This window comes from Kitasatospora sp. NBC_01287 (genome assembly GCF_026340565.1).
GTDB lineage: Bacteria > Actinomycetota > Actinomycetes > Streptomycetales > Streptomycetaceae > Kitasatospora.
Genome location: NZ_JAPEPB010000001.1, coordinates 4,343,290 through 4,358,051 on the forward strand (window position 1 = coordinate 4,343,290; position 14,762 = coordinate 4,358,051).

The window sequence follows — 14,762 nt, forward strand, 5'->3', positions numbered from 1 at the left end:
CCCGCCACCGAGTAACGGCGCCGGGAACGACAGCGGGCCCGCCCCACCGGAGTGGAACGGGCCCGCCATGCGATCAGTTGATCAGGCGATCAGCCGATCAGCCTGCGTCAGTTCTTCCAACGCGGCTTGCGGTCGCCGCCGTTGAAGCCGCCGCCGCTGCCGCTGCCACCGCGGTTGTCACGGTCACCGAAGGAACGGCCGCCACCGAAGCCACCGCGGTCGCGGTCGCCGCCGAAGGAGCCACCCTGCGGACGACCGCCCGAGCGGTGGTCGTCACGGCGGGCGAACGGACGGCTGGTGCTGCCGCCGTTGCCGCTGCCACTGCCACCGCGGTTGTCACGGTCACCGAACGAGCGGGCCGGACGGTCACCGAAGGAACGGGCCGGACGGTCGTCGCGGTCACGACCGCCACCGAAGCCACCACGGTTGTCACGGTCACCGAACGAACGGGCCGGACGGTCACCGAACGAACGGCCGCCACGGTCGTCACGGTCACGACCGCCACCGAAGCCGCCACGGTTGTCACGGTTGTCACGGTCACCGAAGGAACGGGCCGGACGGTCGTCGCGGTCACGACCGCCACCGAAACCGCCACGGTTGTCACGGTCACCGAACGAACGGGCCGGACGGTCACCGAACGAACGGCCGCCACGGTCGTCACGGTCACGACCGCCACCGAAGCCGCCACGGTTGTCACGGTCACCGAAGGAACGGGCCGGACGGTCGTCGCGGTCACGACCGCCACCGAAGCCACCACGGTTGTCACGGTCACCGGACGAACGACCACCACGGTCGTCGCGGTCACGCCCGCCACGGTCGCCGAACGACGGACGGTCGTTGCGCGCCTCGCGGTAGGCCGGCGTCCGCTCCTCACGGGGCTCGCGCACCTCGCGCACCGGTGCGACCTCGGCTGCCTGGGCCGCCACGGCCTCCGCACCCTCGGTCACGGCCTCGGCGGCCGGCGCCTCGTCCTCGATGCCCAGCTCGGCCCGCTCGCGCGCCGCGCGCGCCGACAGCCGGTCGGCCTCCTCGCGCAGCTCGGTCGCCCGGCGCTGCGCGCGCTCCAGCTGACGGCTCATCTCGGCGACCTCGCGCTCCGCCGCACCGGCGATGCCCGAGGCGCTCTCCGCCTGGACCTCGACCAGCGAGCGGGCACCGGTGATCTTGGCGACCTCGGCGTCGAAGGCGTGGTCCAGGATGTGGCGCGAGGCGTCGACGCCCGCGTCCTCCATCAGGCGGAAGACGCCGCGGCGCTGGTGCGGCAGCACCAGGGTGACGACGGCGCCCGAGCGACCGGCCCGAGCGGTGCGGCCGGAGCGGTGCAGGTAGTCCTTGTGGTCCCCGGCCGGGTCCACGTTGAGCACCAGGTCGATGCCGTCCACGTGGATACCGCGAGCGGCGACGTCGGTGGCCACGACCACGTTGACGTAGCCGTCCTTGAAGTCGCCCAGCACCCGGGTACGGGCGCCCTGGGTCATGCCGCCGTGCAGCGCGTCGGCCTTGACCCCGGCCTCGATCAGCTGCTCGGCGACCCGGTCGGCCCCCATCTGGGTGCGGACGAAGATGATCGTGCGGCCCTTGCGGGCGGCGATCGCGTTGGTGATCGGCGCCTTGTCCTTGGGCTTCACCACGAGGATGTGGTGGCTCATGGTGGTGACCGCGCCCTGGGCCGCGTCGACCTCGTGGGTGACCGGGTTGCTCAGGTAGCGCTTGACCAGGCTGTCGATCTCGTTCTCCAGGGTGGCGGAGAAGAGCAGGCGCTGGCCGCCGGCCGGCACCTGGTCGAGGATCTCGGTGACCTCGGGCAGGAAGCCCATGTCGGCCATCTGGTCGGCCTCGTCGAGCACCACGGTCTGGACGTCGGCGAGCTTGGCGGTGCCGCGGTTGATCAGGTCGCGCAGGCGGCCGGGGGTGGCGACCAGGACGTCGACACCGCGCTCCAGCGCGTAGATCTGGTTGGACATCGAGGTGCCGCCGCAGACGACCTTGAGCTTGAGGCCGAGCACCGAGCCGAACGGCTCCAGCGCGTCGGCGACCTGCATGGCCAGCTCGCGGGTCGGCACCAGGATCAGGCCGCGGGGGTGCTTGGGCTTGGTGCGCTCGCCGTCGGCGAGGCGGGTGAGCAGCGGCAGGCCGAAGCTCAGGGTCTTGCCGGAGCCGGTGCGACCGCGGCCCAGCACGTCCTTGCCGGCCAGCGCGTCCGGGATGGTCGCGGCCTGGATCGGGAACGGGGTGGTCACACCGCGCTTGGCGAGGGCACGCACGACGTCGTCGTGCAGGCCGAGGTCACCGAACGTGATGGTCGGCTCCGCCTCGGCGGTCTCGGTCTCGGCGGTGTCGCCGGCCTCGATGGCCTCATCGGCCTCGAAGGCGGCAAGGGAGTCGGTGTCGATCAGGTCGGTGGCGGCGTCGAGGGCTTCGTCCTGGCCGATGAGCTCGCTCTGGGCGGACGCGGGCATGACGAAGCGGTCGTCGTCAACGAGAGACATGCAAAACCTTCCGGAAGTGGCACGCGCCAAAGTCCGGGGTTCTGACTTACAACCGCCTCTATGCGGTCAGCCACGGATCGCCGGAACGCGCCAAGGGCGCCAGATGGGTAAAGGGCGCCAGACAAATGAATCAAACGAACGATCTACCACCATAGACGAACCATGACTCCGAAGGCAAATGCGCTGGTCGACCCGTCAATGTGCGGCCGAACCGGCACCCCCGGCAGCGGATCCGCTTCCCGCTCCGCCACTCGATCCGCTGCCACCGCCACTGCCGCTGCCGCCACCGGCCCCGCCGGCCGACGGGGCGGGCACGGCGGACTGGGACGCCGGCGGGCCGGACGGGTGTCCACCGCCCGCGGTCGAGCCGCCGGAGGAGCCGGGGCTCTCCGATGCTCCACCGCCCGACGCCCCGCCACCCGCCACGCCGCCCGCGCCACCGGAGCCGGTCGCCCCGGCCGAGCCGCCCGGGCTCGCGGACGCGCCGCCGGCCGAGCCCGCACCGCCGCCGGCCGTGCCGCTCCCGCCACCGGCTCCCGCGCTCGGCGCACCGGCCCCTGCGGTGGCGCCGCCCGCGCCGCCGGAGCCGCCCGAGCCCGAGGTCTGGCCGCTGCGCTGGCCATCGCCGGCTCCTGGCGCACCGCCCGCCGCCCCGGCGCCCGCGCCGCCACCGGGCGCCCCCGGCTGGTTGGCCTCCGGCGGGGGCGCGGGCACGGCGACCACGCCCCCGGGCAGGCCGGGCGCCGGTGACACGCCCGGACTCGGGTCGCTCACCGGAGCCACCTCGCCGCCGCCCGCCGCACCCGCCGAGCCGGCGCCCGAAGCGTTCTCCCCCCGGTTCCCGCCCGGCCGCTCCGCCCGTCCGGCGGACCGCCCGCTCGGGCTCGCTCCGCCGGACGGCCGCCCGCTCGAACCGGCCGGCCCCGAGGCGTGCCCGACCGGCTGCTGGTTCGCCCCCGAACCCACCTCCATGCACCCGGCCGCGCTCAGCCCGGCCAGCGCCAGCACAGCCGTGCGGACCGCCACCGAGCGGAACACCGCCGCCCGCTCCGACCCGCGGGAGCCGCTCGCCCCGCGAGCCGCCCGCGCGACGGCCGCCGCCCGGGCACCGCGCACCCGCGCCGCCACCGAGACCCGCTCGCCGCTCGCCCGCACCCGCCCGGCCACGGCCCGCGCCGCCGCATCCCGGTGACTCGAACGCCAGCTCGTACCCGTCGGAACCATTGCCGCCGCCTCTCCCACACGCCCCACCCGGCCGCACCGACCCGCGGCCCTTGCGGTGCCCAACGCCCGTCAGGCCCGGGGGACACGGCCCGTGCGACGGCGGATCGCCCGCCGACCGGACGCGCACCGCGGCCGATCGGACGGGCCATCACCTGGCACACCCTCACCCGGGCCACGACAATGGGCCCGTGGACATGAGCCGGGACGATTTCGAATCGCTGGTCAGCGACGCGCTCGACCAGATCCCCCCGCAGCTGGCGGCGATGATGGACAACGTCGCCGTCTTCGTCGAGGACGAACCCGACCCGGCGAACCCGGAGCTGCTCGGGCTCTACGAGGGCACTCCCCTCACCGAGCGGGGCGAGTGGTACGCCGGCGTCCTCCCCGATCGGATCATCATCTACCGCGGCCCCACCCTGCGCCTGTGCGAGACCCGGGAGCTGGTCGTCGCCGAGGTCCGCACCACCGTGATCCACGAGGTCGCCCACCACTTCGGCTTCGACGACCACGAGTTGCACGAACTCGGCTGGTCCTGACCCGTCAGGCGCCGCGGCCCCGAGCGACAGCCCCGGCCCGACCGGCCGAAACCGTTTTGGCGTTCCCGCCCGCATCCCATATGCTTCTCGACGTCCCCGACCGCTGGAACACAGCCGGGCGGGCCGAAAGCCCTCATCGTCTAGTGGCCCAGGACGCCGCCCTTTCAAGGCGGTAGCACGGGTTCGAATCCCGTTGGGGGCACGCAGTACAGCAAGGCAGCGTCACCCGTAGTACAGTCCAGGGTCGCAAGGCTCTGTCAAGGTCCTGTGGAGCAGTTGGTTAGCTCGCCACCCTGTCAAGGTGGAGGTCGCGGGTTCAAGTCCCGTCAGGATCGCTCATCCCGCAAGGGATGGTGCAGTACGGCCAGGTAGCTCAGTTGGTACGAGCGTCCGCCTGAAAAGCGGAAGGTCGCCGGTTCGACCCCGGCCCTGGCCACATCGCCTGACCAGGCACGATGCCCTCGAAGCAGCTCGCTTCGGGGGCATTTTCGTGCCGGTTGACGCCAACGGCGCAGCGGACGGTCGTTGCCCTGCTCCGGCCCGCCTTCACCAGCGGCTAGGCAAAGACCTCGATGGTGCACTTGGCCGCACCGCTGCGCTGGATTCGGGCATCGCTGGTGACGAGCGGCACGCCGAGGGTCTCGGCGAGCGCCACATACTGGGCGTCATATGCACTGATGTTGTGGTGCAGTTCTCGCACCCGCTGCCAGAGGATCAGCGTCTCGTGTCGCGTGATGGCGAGTGCCTGGTAGTCGGCTACGGCCTTCACCGCTTCCTTCTCCGCGAGCTTGCCGCCCCGCACCATGCCGAAGAGAGCCGACACGAGTTCGTAGTCGAGCAGGCCAGGGGCGGCGAGCGCATCTACCCCGCGGAGTCGGTCGCGGACGGCGTGGCCGGCGGGGCCGTGGTCGGTGAGCACCCGCACCAGCGCAGAGCAATCAATGACAACGCTCGAATTCACCGACGCTCCCGCCCGTCATCGATCGCGGCGAGGATGTCAGAGGTACTGACGTCGGCACGGGTCTCCCGGTCGAGGCGGGCCATCATCTCGGCCAACGTCGGCGTGGCCGCCTCGCGGGTGACGAGGTCGAGCAGGTACGCCTGGAGGCTCTTCCCCGCCTTGGCCGCCTTGAGCTTGAGGGTTTCGAGAATCGGGTCCGGGACTTCACGAATCGTGATCGCAGTCATGCAGGCATTCTAGCTGCAACGCTTGCGAAATGCCTGCACTCGGTGTTTCAGCCGCTTGGCCACGGCCCACGGGCACGGGTGCCCCTCGGCGAGCTCCGCGAACGGAAGGAAGGCGTCAGCCGCGCAGCACCCGGTCGTCGAGTCTGCGCAGCAGGCCAGGCAGGTGCCGGTGCTCCTCGCGGAGCGCGGCCAGCCGCTGCCGGAACTCAAGTCCGCGTCCGACGTGGTCACAGGCATCGCGGAGCTCGACCAGAAGGGCCACTGCGGCGTCGTAGCGGGCCACCTGCTTGCGGGCGACGTGGTTCTCGACCTCCCGCCAGATCGCCTCCTCGTCGGCGGCCAGGGCGGTCAGCTTCGTTGCCCGCGCCTCGTCTCGAACCCGCTCGGCGCGCTGTCGGCGCCCGGCGGCCCGCGCGTGCGCTGCGTCCAGCAGTTCAGCTGCGGATCGCTGCCCCGGCACGGGCGCGGCAACCGGTTCGCCGCGCAGGCGGCGCAGCAGTTCGGCGCCCAGCTGCGCCTCACTGCCCAGGGCCAGGCGCAGCAGGAGGTCGTTCTTCTCCTTGTCGGGGAGTGCGGCGATCTGCGGTTCCAGCTCCTTCTTCCCGGGCCTCTTCGGAGGCTCGGGGGCGGGCGGGCTGGCCTGGGCGGCGACCGCCAGCAGGTCGGCATCAACGCGCAGGAAGTCCGCGAGCGCTCGCTGCGGTGCGGTGAGCCGGTCGAGCCCGGCCGGGACCGGGGGCTCGACCGCCGCCCGGTAGGCCTCCTCGTCGTCCTCCTGGAGTGCCCAGGCGCCGACGGCGGACAGCCATGCGAGGTACAGGGCGCGGCGATCCCCGGCGGCCAGCTCGGCCCGCACTCCGGCGATGGCACCGAGCGAGTCCTCGGCACCCTCGTCCCAGTCCCCGCTCTCGTCCTCGCTGCGCAGGTCCAGGACGAGGTGGGTCTTGGTCGTCCATGCCTCGACGCACTCGTCGAAGCAGTACGGGTCCAGCGCCCGCAGCGTGAGCTGCCCCTTGGGCAGGCGCAGGATCACCTGGTGGGTGCCCCAGTTGGTCAGGTAGAGGTGGGCGTCGTAGTACTGCTCCACCATCCGCCGAGGGTCACCGCGGAAGTTGCCCCACTGATACTCGTTGGTGAAGCTGGTCGCGGTGATCCGGGCCCGGGTGGACAGCGACCGCAGCTGCTCCTGCTCGTCGCTGGTCAGCGGTCGGTCGATCGCCAGGAACTCGTAGTACTGGTACTCGCTCATCGCCGCGAGCCTAACGGGAATGCCGATCCTCGATGATGGAATCCTCAAGGTCTGAGCAGACAGGAAGCGGCGATGGAACCCGAGCAGCCACGCACCGTCGAGCAGGTCCGAGGTCTCGTCAGCTGGATCGGCGCGGGACGCAAGCTCACCCAGACGGGCAAGGTCACCCTCGCGGACGCGCGGACCCTGGTCACACTCCTGGAGACCGGCGACACCATCGACCCGGCCATCGGTGACAGGACCTTCAAGACCAAGTCCAGCCAGGAGCTGTACCACCTGAACTTGCTGGTCGAATGGGCCAAGGCGGCCCGGCTGCTCCGGGTCACCGGCGGCCGCCTGGTGCCCGTCAAGAAGAACGCGCGCCTACTGGAGGACCCCGAGCGCCTCCTCGACGCGCTGTTCGAAGCCCTGCCGCGCATCGGCGAGACGGTACTCCCCTCCGGGTGGCTCGGCTCGATGTTCGCGGTCTCACCGCCTCGGCTTGGCCTGAAAAGCAGAAGGTCGCCGGTTCGACCCCGGCCCTGGCCACCACGCCTGACCAGGCACGATGCCCTCGAAGCAGCCCGCTTCGGGGGCGTTTTTGTGTTCGACGCCAATGAGACGGCGGACGGTCACCGTCCTCCCGCGCTCCAAGGATCGTCGCGGCAACCGCGAATGGCTGAGCAAGTGCCGTCCGGCGCCGGCGGCCCCGTGCCGTCGGAATCCCGTTGCTGCCCGCCCGCCGGGGCTGACACGATCGCGCGAAGTGCGGCGCGGTGACGAACGAGGCAGGGGAGCGGCAACTCGTGGACTCAGGGGTGGACTGGTCGGGGGTCCGGGAGCAGGTGCTGGCGCTGCGGGAGGCCTCGCACGCGGCGGAGGTCTTCGGTGCCCGCCGGCAGGGTTCCGGGCACGACTTCCTGCTGGAGCCCCGGCTCAGCGAGTCCGAGGTGATCGAGGCCGAGAGCGACCTCGGCGTCTCCTTTCCGCCGGACTACCGCGCCTTCCTCCTCGACGTGGGCGCGGGCGGAGCAGGCCCGCACTACGGGGTGTTTCCCCTGCGACGCGACGAGCGGGGGTGGCACTGGGTCGAGGGCCGGGGATATCGAAATGCCGGCACGCTGCTCGAACGGCCGTTCCCGTCCGTGGCGGAGCGGGAACGCAGGGCGGAGGAGCTCGACGCCCGCGAGCCGAGCGCGAGCGGCTTCCTGACGAGCAGTCGTATCGCGCGGCGTCCCGCGCCTGGGACGAGGAGTGGGAGGAGCTCGACGCGGCCATGACCGCCGGGGCGATCCGCCTGAGCCACGAAGGCTGCGGCTACTACGCCTGGCTGGTCGTGTCCGGGCCGGAGCGCGGCAGCATTTGGCTGGACTACCGGGCGTGTGACATCCCCCTCAAGCCGCTCTCCGCCGGTGACGGCCGCCGTGTCGGCTTCGGCGAGTGGTACCTGGACTGGCTGACCCTGGCCACCGCCCAGGCCCGGCGCGGCTGAGAGCCGGCCGCACCCGGGCGGTGCGGCCCGCTCTACCAGGCGGCTCCGGCGATCTGGCGGGTGGTGGCGTTCAGGCGGTTGAAGAGGTTGGTCACGGCGATCATGAGGGTGAGCGAGGCCAGCCCCTTCTCGTCGTAGTGCTCGGCGGCCTGGTCCCAGATCTCGTCCGGCACCGGGTCGGCGCGGTCGGCGAGCCGGGTGGCCGCCTCGGCCAGGGCCAGCGCGGCGCGCTCGGCATCGGTGAAGTAGGGGGTCTCGCGCCAGGCGGCCACCGCGAAGAGCCGATCGTCACTCTCGCCCGCCTTCCGCGCGCTGCGCGACCCCGCGTCCACGCAGGCGCTGCAGCCGTTGATCTGGCTCACCCGCAGGTGGACGAGTTCGAGGGTGGTCTCCGGTACGCCGCCCTTCTTCGCTGCCTTGAACACGTCGAGGATGGCCGGCAGCGCCTCGGGGATGACCACGGCCGGGTTCTGCATGCGAGCCTGCGTCACTGTTCGTCTCCTGTTGTCGTGCCGCACCGCGCCGTCCTGTCACATCGCGGTCGACTGGTCCGTCACAGCACTGACGGATCCCGACGGGAAGGTGTGACCGATGAGCGAGCACGAGAACGAGAACGAGAATGAACTCCTGGCCGCGGCCTTCGAGGCCCACCGCAACCACCTCAGGGCGGTCGCCTACCGGGTGCTGGGCTCACTCAACGAGGCCGACGACGCGGTGCAGGAGGCCTGGCTGCGGCTGCACCGCACCGACACCAGCGGCGTGGAGAACCTGGGCGGCTGGCTGACCACCGTGGTCGGCCGGGTCTGCCTGGACATGCTGCGCTCCCGCACCGCCCGCCGGGAGGGCCCGCTGGAGGCCCCGGGGGCCGACCTGCCGGCCGACGGCGCGGAGGAGGGCACGGATCCCGAGCACGCGGCGCTGCTCGCCGACTCGGTCGGCCTGGCGCTGCTGGTCGTCCTCGACGCCTTGGGGCCCGCCGAGCGGCTGGCCTTCGTGCTGCACGACCTGTTCGCCGTGCCGTTCGAGGACATCGCGACCATCCTGGACCGCACCCCCGCCGCCACCCGGCAGCTGGCCAGTCGGGCGCGACGCCGGGTGCAGGGCCGTGCCCCGGACCCGGTCACCGAGCGCGACCAGGCCCGGCGCCGCGCGGTCGTCGACGCCTTCCTCGGTGCCGCCAGGGGAGGCGACTTCGACGCCCTGCTCGCCGTCCTGGACCCGGACGTGGTGCTCCGCGCCGACCGGGCCGTCCCACTGCTGGGGGCGGAGCACGAGCTGCACGGCCGGGCCTCCGTCCTCAACGCCTTCCTCGGACGGGCCCAGGACGCCCGCACCGCGCTGCTGGACGGCGTGGTGGGCGCCGCCTGGGCGCCGGGCGGGCAGCTGCGCGGCGCGCTCCGCTTCACCATCACCGACGGCCGGATCACCACGATCGACGTAGTCGCCGACGCCGATCAGCTGAGCCGACTCGACGTGGACTTCCTCGACGCCCGGGAGGCCTGAGCCACCCCTTGGCGGCACCCCGGAAACGCGATGCACCGGAATTCCGGAAATGCCGAAGGGCCCGGCCCACGCAGTGCGTGGTCCGAGCCCTTCGGACTGCCAGGACTATTTGCCTGAAGCAGTTACGAGCTACTAGAGCGGGTGAATGTTCTCCGCCTGCGGGCCCTTCTGGCCCTGCGTGACGTCGAACTCGACCTTCTGGCCCTCGAGCAGCTCACGGAAGCCGTCGGCCTTGATGTTCGAGTAGTGGGCGAACACGTCAGGACCGCCACCCTCCTGCTCGATGAAGCCGAAGCCCTTTTCCGCGTTGAACCACTTCACAGTGCCACGAGCCATGTAAAAAACTCCTTCAATGGGCAGTCAGAAATCTCGCACTCGCGAGTTCTGCGTCGCCGCGATGAGGACCCGCCCGGGGAAGAGCCGGGAAACAAAATGCGCCTGCGGTTGAAACCAGCAGGCGCACACAAAGTTCATGGGAACCAAAACTGCAACTACTTTGACTCTAGCAGGGCCAAGGCAGGAACGGGGGTTTTCGCGGCGCCGACTCTTTCCGAGGCGTGTCGGCCCGGCTCGCGGGCGCCCCGAGCCGGGCGCGCCCGGGGCCGGGCGCGCCCGCGAGCGGGGCCGAGGGCTCCCGAAAACCTGTGCCACCGGGCGGCTACGAGCGGCCGGAACGGCCAAGATCGCGAAATTCCGGCACCCCGGACTGCCCCAACCCGTCGGATCGGCCGCATACTGGACAGGATGACGAATTCAGCCGCGCCTCGGCGCCACCTGCCCACCAGCCCCTTCAAAGCCGCGGTGCCGCCGACACCCAAGCGATTCGCCGTCGGTGACCGCGTGACCCACGACGAGTACGGCCTCGGCCGGGTCGTCGGTGCCGAGGGCGCCGGAGAGGTCGCCGTGCTCGTCGACTTCGGCGCGCGAGTGGTACGGGTCTCAGCACCCTTCGCCAAGCTCTTCCTGCTCTGAGCCCTTCCAGCTCTGACAGGTCCGGATCGTCCGGAGCCGACCGACCGGATCCACCGGACCGGTCGGCTCGGCCCGTGCTGAGCGCCCCGCCACCCTGCCGGCGGGGCGCTCAGATCCGGCTGTACGCCTCGATGTCGGCCGTGAACTCCTCGATCGCCCGCGCGGTGAGCGTCGGGCGGGTCGCGGCGATGGCCGTGAGGAAGTCCTGGGTGTCGGCCGCGCCTTCCCGGCGCCGGGTGACCTCGCGCTCGAACGCGGCCTGCGCGCCCTTGCGGGCGGCGAACTCGATGTCGGCCGGCGTGAACAGCTCACTGGCCGCCACCAGTCGGTCCAGGTCCACCGCGGCGGCCGCCGGCCCCAGGTAGCGGGCCCAGATCGCCGCGCGCGCGGCCGGGTTCGGCGGACCGATCGGGATGACGTAGTCGAACCGCCCGGGCCGCAGGAACGCCGGATCCAGTGAACGCACCGAGTTGGTGGCGCAGATCAGCAGCCGCGCGTCGTGCTCGCGGAACCCCGGGATGATCTTGAGCAGCTCGTTGGTCACCCCGTGCCCGGGGTCGACCGCGTGCCCGGAGCGCACCGCGGCGATCTCCTCGACCTCGTCGATGAAGAGCAGCACCGACTCCAGTTCGGCCAGGTCCGCGAAGGCGTCCCGCAGCGCCATGGCCAGCCCGTCATCGGTGGCCGCCGCCAGCCTCGACGGGAAGAGCTCCACGAACGGCCAGCTCAGCCGGGACGCCACCGCCTTGGCGAAGCTGGTCTTCCCGGTGCCGGGGGGACCGAAGAGGATCACCGCCTTGGGCGGCGCGACCCCGTAGCGGTCGGCCAGCGCCGGCTCCACCAGCGGGAGCACCAGGCGGCGCTCGACCACCTGCTTCTCCCGCTCCATCCCGGCCATCGCGTCCCACAGGCCGCCCGGCAGCAGCCGCCCGCCCAGCGCCGCGAGCGCGTCGACGTTGGCCGCGCCCGGCGGTTCGAGCTTCTCGTGGAGGACCAGGCCGGTCCGAGGGAGGTAGCCGGAGTTCTCCAGCGCCTTGGCCCCGGTGGCGCCCGCCGGCAGCAGCGCGCTGATCCGGCGCACGCCCGAGGCGCGCAGCCGGCGCTCGACCTCGGCCAGCAGGGCGCTGCCGACCCCGCGGTCGCGCCAGCGGGCGGCGAGCGCGACCAGCAGGATCCACGCCCGCTGCCCGTGGGCCTGGGCGACGGCCATCCCGACCATCTCGTCGCCGACCGCCGCGACCACCGTCGTCTGGCCGGCGCCGGCGGCGGCCATCACCTCGGAGACTGGGAAGACCGGGGGATCGTCGTCGGCCTGGCGGCTCTGGTCCCAGATCTGGATCGCCTGGTCGAGGTCGCCGTCGTGGTAGTCCCGCAGATGCCAAGCGGGCATCGCCATCACCTCGCCGGTCCGGGACTCCATTCTCGCCTCCCGGCGCCCCGCCCGCCGCGCCGGTGGCTGCCGGCCGCTGCCGACCATCGGCAGCCACCGGCGCGGCCGCCTCAGCGCAGCACCGCCTCAGCGCAGCACCGCCTCCAGCAGGTCGGTGCCGAGCCGGGCGCTCGCGGCCAGGTCCAGCCGGTAGAGCACGTACCGGCCGCGGCGGCGACTGGTGACCAGTTCCGCCTTGCGCAGCAGGGTGAGGTGGCGGGAGACCTCGGGCTCGCTGAGCCGCCAGGCGGCGGCCAGCTCGCCGGTGGTGTGCTCGCCTCGGGCCAGGGTGCGGGCGAGCCGGAGCCTGACGGGGTGGGCGAGGGCCTCCAACCGCTGCTGGACGCGGTCGAGCGGGACGGGGTGCGGCAGGCCGGTCTCGCTGACGGGGTACTGCAGCACCGGGCGCCAGCCCGCCGCGTGCACCGCCACCAGGTGCGGGCGGCCGAAGGCGGTGGGGAGGAAGGTGATGCCGGAGCCGACCGCGCTGGTCGCGTTGTCCTGCAGCTTGTCGATGACGATCCGGCCGCCCTCGGCGTCGTACCCGACAGCCGGTGAGACGGCGGCGAGCGCGTCGGCCAGCCCGTGCCGGGCCAGCAGGTCGCCCTTGCGGCGGGCGTCGGCGACCAGCGCGGGCTGCACCCGGGCCCAGGCGTCGACGAAGAAGGTCTCGGCGCACTCCTCCAGCAGGCGGCGCACGATCGCCCGGACGGCGGGCGGGTCGGTGAGCAGCCGGTCGGCGAAGGCGGCCTGGCGCGGGCCGCGGGCGTTGGCCAGGTCGCGGGCGTGCTCCCGGGCGGCGGGGTCCTCCAGCGGCGAGCCCGGCCGGAAGCCGATCCGGTTGGAGCCGCAGGTGGTGACCAGCGCGGCGGTCACGTAGCGCTCGTCGTCTAGCCGGTCGAGTGCGTCCAGCTCCTCGGTCAGCGTCGCCGCGGGCTCGGCCGGGAGTAGGAAGTCGGCGCGGGAGGAGCGCCAGAGGAAGTCCGCCTCCAGCAACCGGTCGGCCTGCTCGGGCGCGAGCGCGGTCGCGGTGCTGCCGGCCCAGCCGTGCAGCGTGGGGTGGTGCGCGGGCTCGGCCAGCACGTGCAGCATCGCGGTCAGCTCGGCCAGCGGCGAGGGGGCGAAGAGCAGCCGCTCCGGCGGCAGGCCGGCGATGTCGATCGTCACGCTCATGCTGGGATCGTGCCAGGTCAGCGTGGAGCCCGGGGAGTCGATTGACGCTCTGCGTCAATCGAGGTGCCCGCCGGCCGGCCCGGGGCGCAGCGTGAGCGCCATGACTCCGACCGTCACCCGCCCCGCCCGCACCCGACCCGGCCGGCCCGCGCACCCTCCCCGTCTGCCCGGACCGTCCCGAGGGCCCCGATCCGCCACCGCGGCGGCCGGCCTGCTCAGCGTCCCCGGCGGCCCCCGGTACGCCACCGCCCTGGTGGTCGACGCGCTGGGCGCCGGCCTGCTGCGGCCGTTCCTGCTGCTCTACGCGATCAAGGTGCTGCGCCTGGGTGCCGGGACGGCCGGGCTCGCGCTCTCCGCCGGGATGCTCCTCGGGCTGGCGGCGGTGACCCCGCTCGGCCGCTGGATCGACCGCGGCGCCCGCTCCGCCGCCGTCACCGCGACCCTGCTCACCCGCACCGCCGGGGTCGCCGCGCTGCTCACCGTGCCGGGCACCGCCGGCTTCGTGCTGGCCGCGGCGCTGCTCGGCACCGGGACGCAGACTTGGCCGACCGCCCACGCGGCGCACCTGAGCACGCTCACCGAGGGCCGGGCCCGGGACGCGGCGCTGGCCGCCGGACGCTCGCTGCGTAACGCGGGGCTGGGGGCCGGCGCGCTGATCGCCACCCTGGCGATGGCCGGCGGCACCGGCGCGCTGCGCGGGTTGGCCGTGCTCACCGCGGGCGGGTATTTGACCGCGGCCGCGCTGGTCTGGTCCCTGCGGATCTCGGCCCCGCCCGCCCCGACCGGGCCACCCGCCCCGGCCACCGCGCGCGGCCCCGGGCTCAGGCGCGGCCCCGGGCTCAGGCGCGGCTCCGGCGGCCCCGGCCCCTCGATGGCCGTGCTCGGCCTGGCGAACCTGCCGTTCGCGTTCTGCTTCGACGTGCTGGAGATCGCGCTGCCGCTGCTGCTGGTCACCCGGCTGCACGCCTCGCCGGCCTGGTCCTCGGGCATCTTCGTGGGCAACACCGTGCTGGTGATCACCACCCAGGTCGCCGTGGTGACCCGGCTGGCGCACCGCCCGCGCCGCTCGGTGCTGGCCGGCGCGGGCGTCCTGCTGGCGCTCTCGTACGCCGGCTTCTGGCTCGCCGAGCGGCTGGGCACGGTGGCCGGCCCGGCCGCCGTCGCCGCGGTCGCGGTGCTCTACACCTTCGGCGAGATCGGCTACGCGGGCTCCGGCACGGCTCTGGTGGTCGCCACCGCCCCGCCCGAGCGGCTGGGCCGGGCACTGGCCGGCTGGGAGCTCTCCAACGGCCTGGGCCGGGCGCTGGCCCCCACCGCGCTGACCGGCCTGTTCGCGGTCGGCGGCGGGGTGCTCTGGGGCACCCTGGCCGCCGGCACGCTGCTGGGCGCGGCGGTGATCCAGCGCCTGCGACCGCCCGGGCAGCGGCCTGACCCGGCCTGATGAGCCGCCCGGCGGGCCACCCGGACGGCCGGCGCCCTGCCCGGCGCCCTGCCCGGCGCCCTGCCCGGCGGCCCGCCGGGCGCCTCG

The 14,762-nt window shown here is 73.2% G+C and carries 16 protein-coding genes and 3 tRNA genes; 11 read left to right on the forward strand and 8 right to left on the reverse strand.

Features of this window, described 5'->3' with window-relative positions; genetic code table 11:
• Positions 1–107 precede the first annotated feature (107 nt).
• Entirely contained in the window at positions 108–2,489 is a 2,382-nt protein-coding gene (locus OG455_RS18465; protein ID WP_266295103.1) for a DEAD/DEAH box helicase, read from the reverse strand.
• Positions 2,490–2,667: 178 nt separating this feature from the next.
• Here OG455_RS18465 and OG455_RS18470 point away from each other — a divergent pair, with 178 nt between their 5' ends.
• The 5 genes from OG455_RS18470 (at position 2,668) to OG455_RS18490 (ending at position 4,685) form a co-directional block, all read left to right on the forward strand.
• On the forward strand, positions 2,668–3,681 hold the full coding sequence (locus OG455_RS18470) for a hypothetical protein (RefSeq protein WP_266295105.1): 1,014 nt from the start codon (positions 2,668–2,670) through the stop codon (positions 3,679–3,681).
• A 226-nt stretch (positions 3,682–3,907) separates the two neighbouring features.
• Positions 3,908–4,249 (forward strand): metallopeptidase family protein, encoded by a 342-nt coding sequence (locus tag OG455_RS18475; RefSeq protein ID WP_266300860.1) that lies wholly within the window; start codon positions 3,908–3,910, stop codon positions 4,247–4,249.
• Between the two features lie 129 nt (positions 4,250–4,378).
• Positions 4,379–4,451, forward strand: a tRNA-Glu gene (locus OG455_RS18480).
• A gap of 59 nt (positions 4,452–4,510) precedes the next feature.
• Positions 4,511–4,584 (forward strand) — tRNA-Asp (locus tag OG455_RS18485).
• Between the two features lie 27 nt (positions 4,585–4,611).
• Positions 4,612–4,685 (forward strand) — tRNA-Phe (locus OG455_RS18490).
• Between the two features lie 120 nt (positions 4,686–4,805).
• On the opposite strand, the gene OG455_RS18495 is transcribed toward OG455_RS18490, so the two are convergent.
• The 3 genes from OG455_RS18495 to OG455_RS18505 form a co-directional block, all read right to left on the reverse strand.
• Complete coding sequence (locus tag OG455_RS18495; RefSeq protein WP_266295106.1) at positions 4,806–5,210, reverse strand: type II toxin-antitoxin system VapC family toxin; 405 nt, start codon at positions 5,208–5,210, stop codon at positions 4,806–4,808.
• Positions 5,207–5,437, reverse strand: coding sequence for an antitoxin (locus OG455_RS18500; RefSeq protein ID WP_266295107.1), 231 nt, complete (start codon positions 5,435–5,437; stop codon positions 5,207–5,209). The genes OG455_RS18495 and OG455_RS18500 overlap by 4 nt, the downstream gene beginning before the upstream one ends.
• Before the next feature lie 115 nt (positions 5,438–5,552).
• Entirely contained in the window at positions 5,553–6,686 is a 1,134-nt protein-coding gene (locus OG455_RS18505) for a hypothetical protein (RefSeq protein WP_266295108.1), read from the reverse strand.
• Between the two features lie 72 nt (positions 6,687–6,758).
• Here OG455_RS18505 and OG455_RS18510 point away from each other — a divergent pair, with 72 nt between their 5' ends.
• Genes OG455_RS18510 through OG455_RS18520 form a run of 3 tightly spaced genes read left to right on the forward strand, consistent with a single transcriptional unit; the run spans position 6,759 to position 8,157 of the window.
• Positions 6,759–7,445: a hypothetical protein gene (locus OG455_RS18510; RefSeq protein ID WP_266295109.1), complete on the forward strand. Its 687-nt coding sequence runs from the start codon at positions 6,759–6,761 to the stop codon at positions 7,443–7,445.
• Positions 7,442–7,945, forward strand: coding sequence for an SMI1/KNR4 family protein (locus tag OG455_RS18515; protein WP_266295110.1), 504 nt, complete (start codon positions 7,442–7,444; stop codon positions 7,943–7,945). Before OG455_RS18510 ends, OG455_RS18515 begins: the two co-directional genes overlap by 4 nt.
• A complete protein-coding gene (locus OG455_RS18520) occupies positions 7,942–8,157 on the forward strand; it encodes a hypothetical protein (protein WP_266295111.1) in 216 nt (71 codons plus the stop codon). The genes OG455_RS18515 and OG455_RS18520 overlap by 4 nt, the downstream gene beginning before the upstream one ends.
• A gap of 32 nt (positions 8,158–8,189) precedes the next feature.
• On the opposite strand, the gene OG455_RS18525 is transcribed toward OG455_RS18520, so the two are convergent.
• Entirely contained in the window at positions 8,190–8,633 is a 444-nt protein-coding gene (locus tag OG455_RS18525; protein ID WP_266300861.1) for a carboxymuconolactone decarboxylase family protein, read from the reverse strand.
• A 115-nt stretch (positions 8,634–8,748) separates the two neighbouring features.
• Between OG455_RS18525 and OG455_RS18530 the strand changes: the two genes are divergently transcribed.
• The gene (locus OG455_RS18530; protein ID WP_266295113.1) at positions 8,749–9,660 is read left to right on the forward strand and encodes a sigma-70 family RNA polymerase sigma factor; all 912 of its coding nucleotides are present in this window, start codon (positions 8,749–8,751) and stop codon (positions 9,658–9,660) included.
• A 132-nt stretch (positions 9,661–9,792) separates the two neighbouring features.
• Here the strand turns inward: OG455_RS18530 and OG455_RS18535 are convergent, their stop codons facing one another.
• Entirely contained in the window at positions 9,793–9,996 is a 204-nt protein-coding gene (locus OG455_RS18535) for a cold-shock protein (RefSeq protein ID WP_266295115.1), read from the reverse strand.
• Between the two features lie 408 nt (positions 9,997–10,404).
• On the opposite strand from OG455_RS18535, the gene OG455_RS18540 reads away from it, so the two are divergent.
• On the forward strand, positions 10,405–10,632 hold the full coding sequence (locus OG455_RS18540) for a hypothetical protein (protein WP_266295117.1): 228 nt from the start codon (positions 10,405–10,407) through the stop codon (positions 10,630–10,632).
• Between the two features lie 109 nt (positions 10,633–10,741).
• On the opposite strand, the gene OG455_RS18545 is transcribed toward OG455_RS18540, so the two are convergent.
• Together OG455_RS18545 and OG455_RS18550 are read right to left on the reverse strand one after the other, a co-directional pair.
• A complete protein-coding gene (locus OG455_RS18545; RefSeq protein ID WP_266295119.1) occupies positions 10,742–12,052 on the reverse strand; it encodes an ATP-binding protein in 1,311 nt (436 codons plus the stop codon).
• 96 nt (positions 12,053–12,148) lie between these two features.
• Positions 12,149–13,234 carry a DUF5937 family protein gene (locus OG455_RS18550; protein ID WP_266295121.1) on the reverse strand — a complete coding sequence of 362 codons (1,086 nt, stop codon included), beginning with the start codon at positions 13,232–13,234 and terminating at the stop codon, positions 12,149–12,151.
• A gap of 100 nt (positions 13,235–13,334) precedes the next feature.
• Here OG455_RS18550 and OG455_RS18555 point away from each other — a divergent pair, with 100 nt between their 5' ends.
• The gene (locus tag OG455_RS18555; protein ID WP_266295123.1) at positions 13,335–14,675 is read left to right on the forward strand and encodes an MFS transporter; all 1,341 of its coding nucleotides are present in this window, start codon (positions 13,335–13,337) and stop codon (positions 14,673–14,675) included.
• The last annotated feature ends 87 nt before the right edge of the window (positions 14,676–14,762 follow it).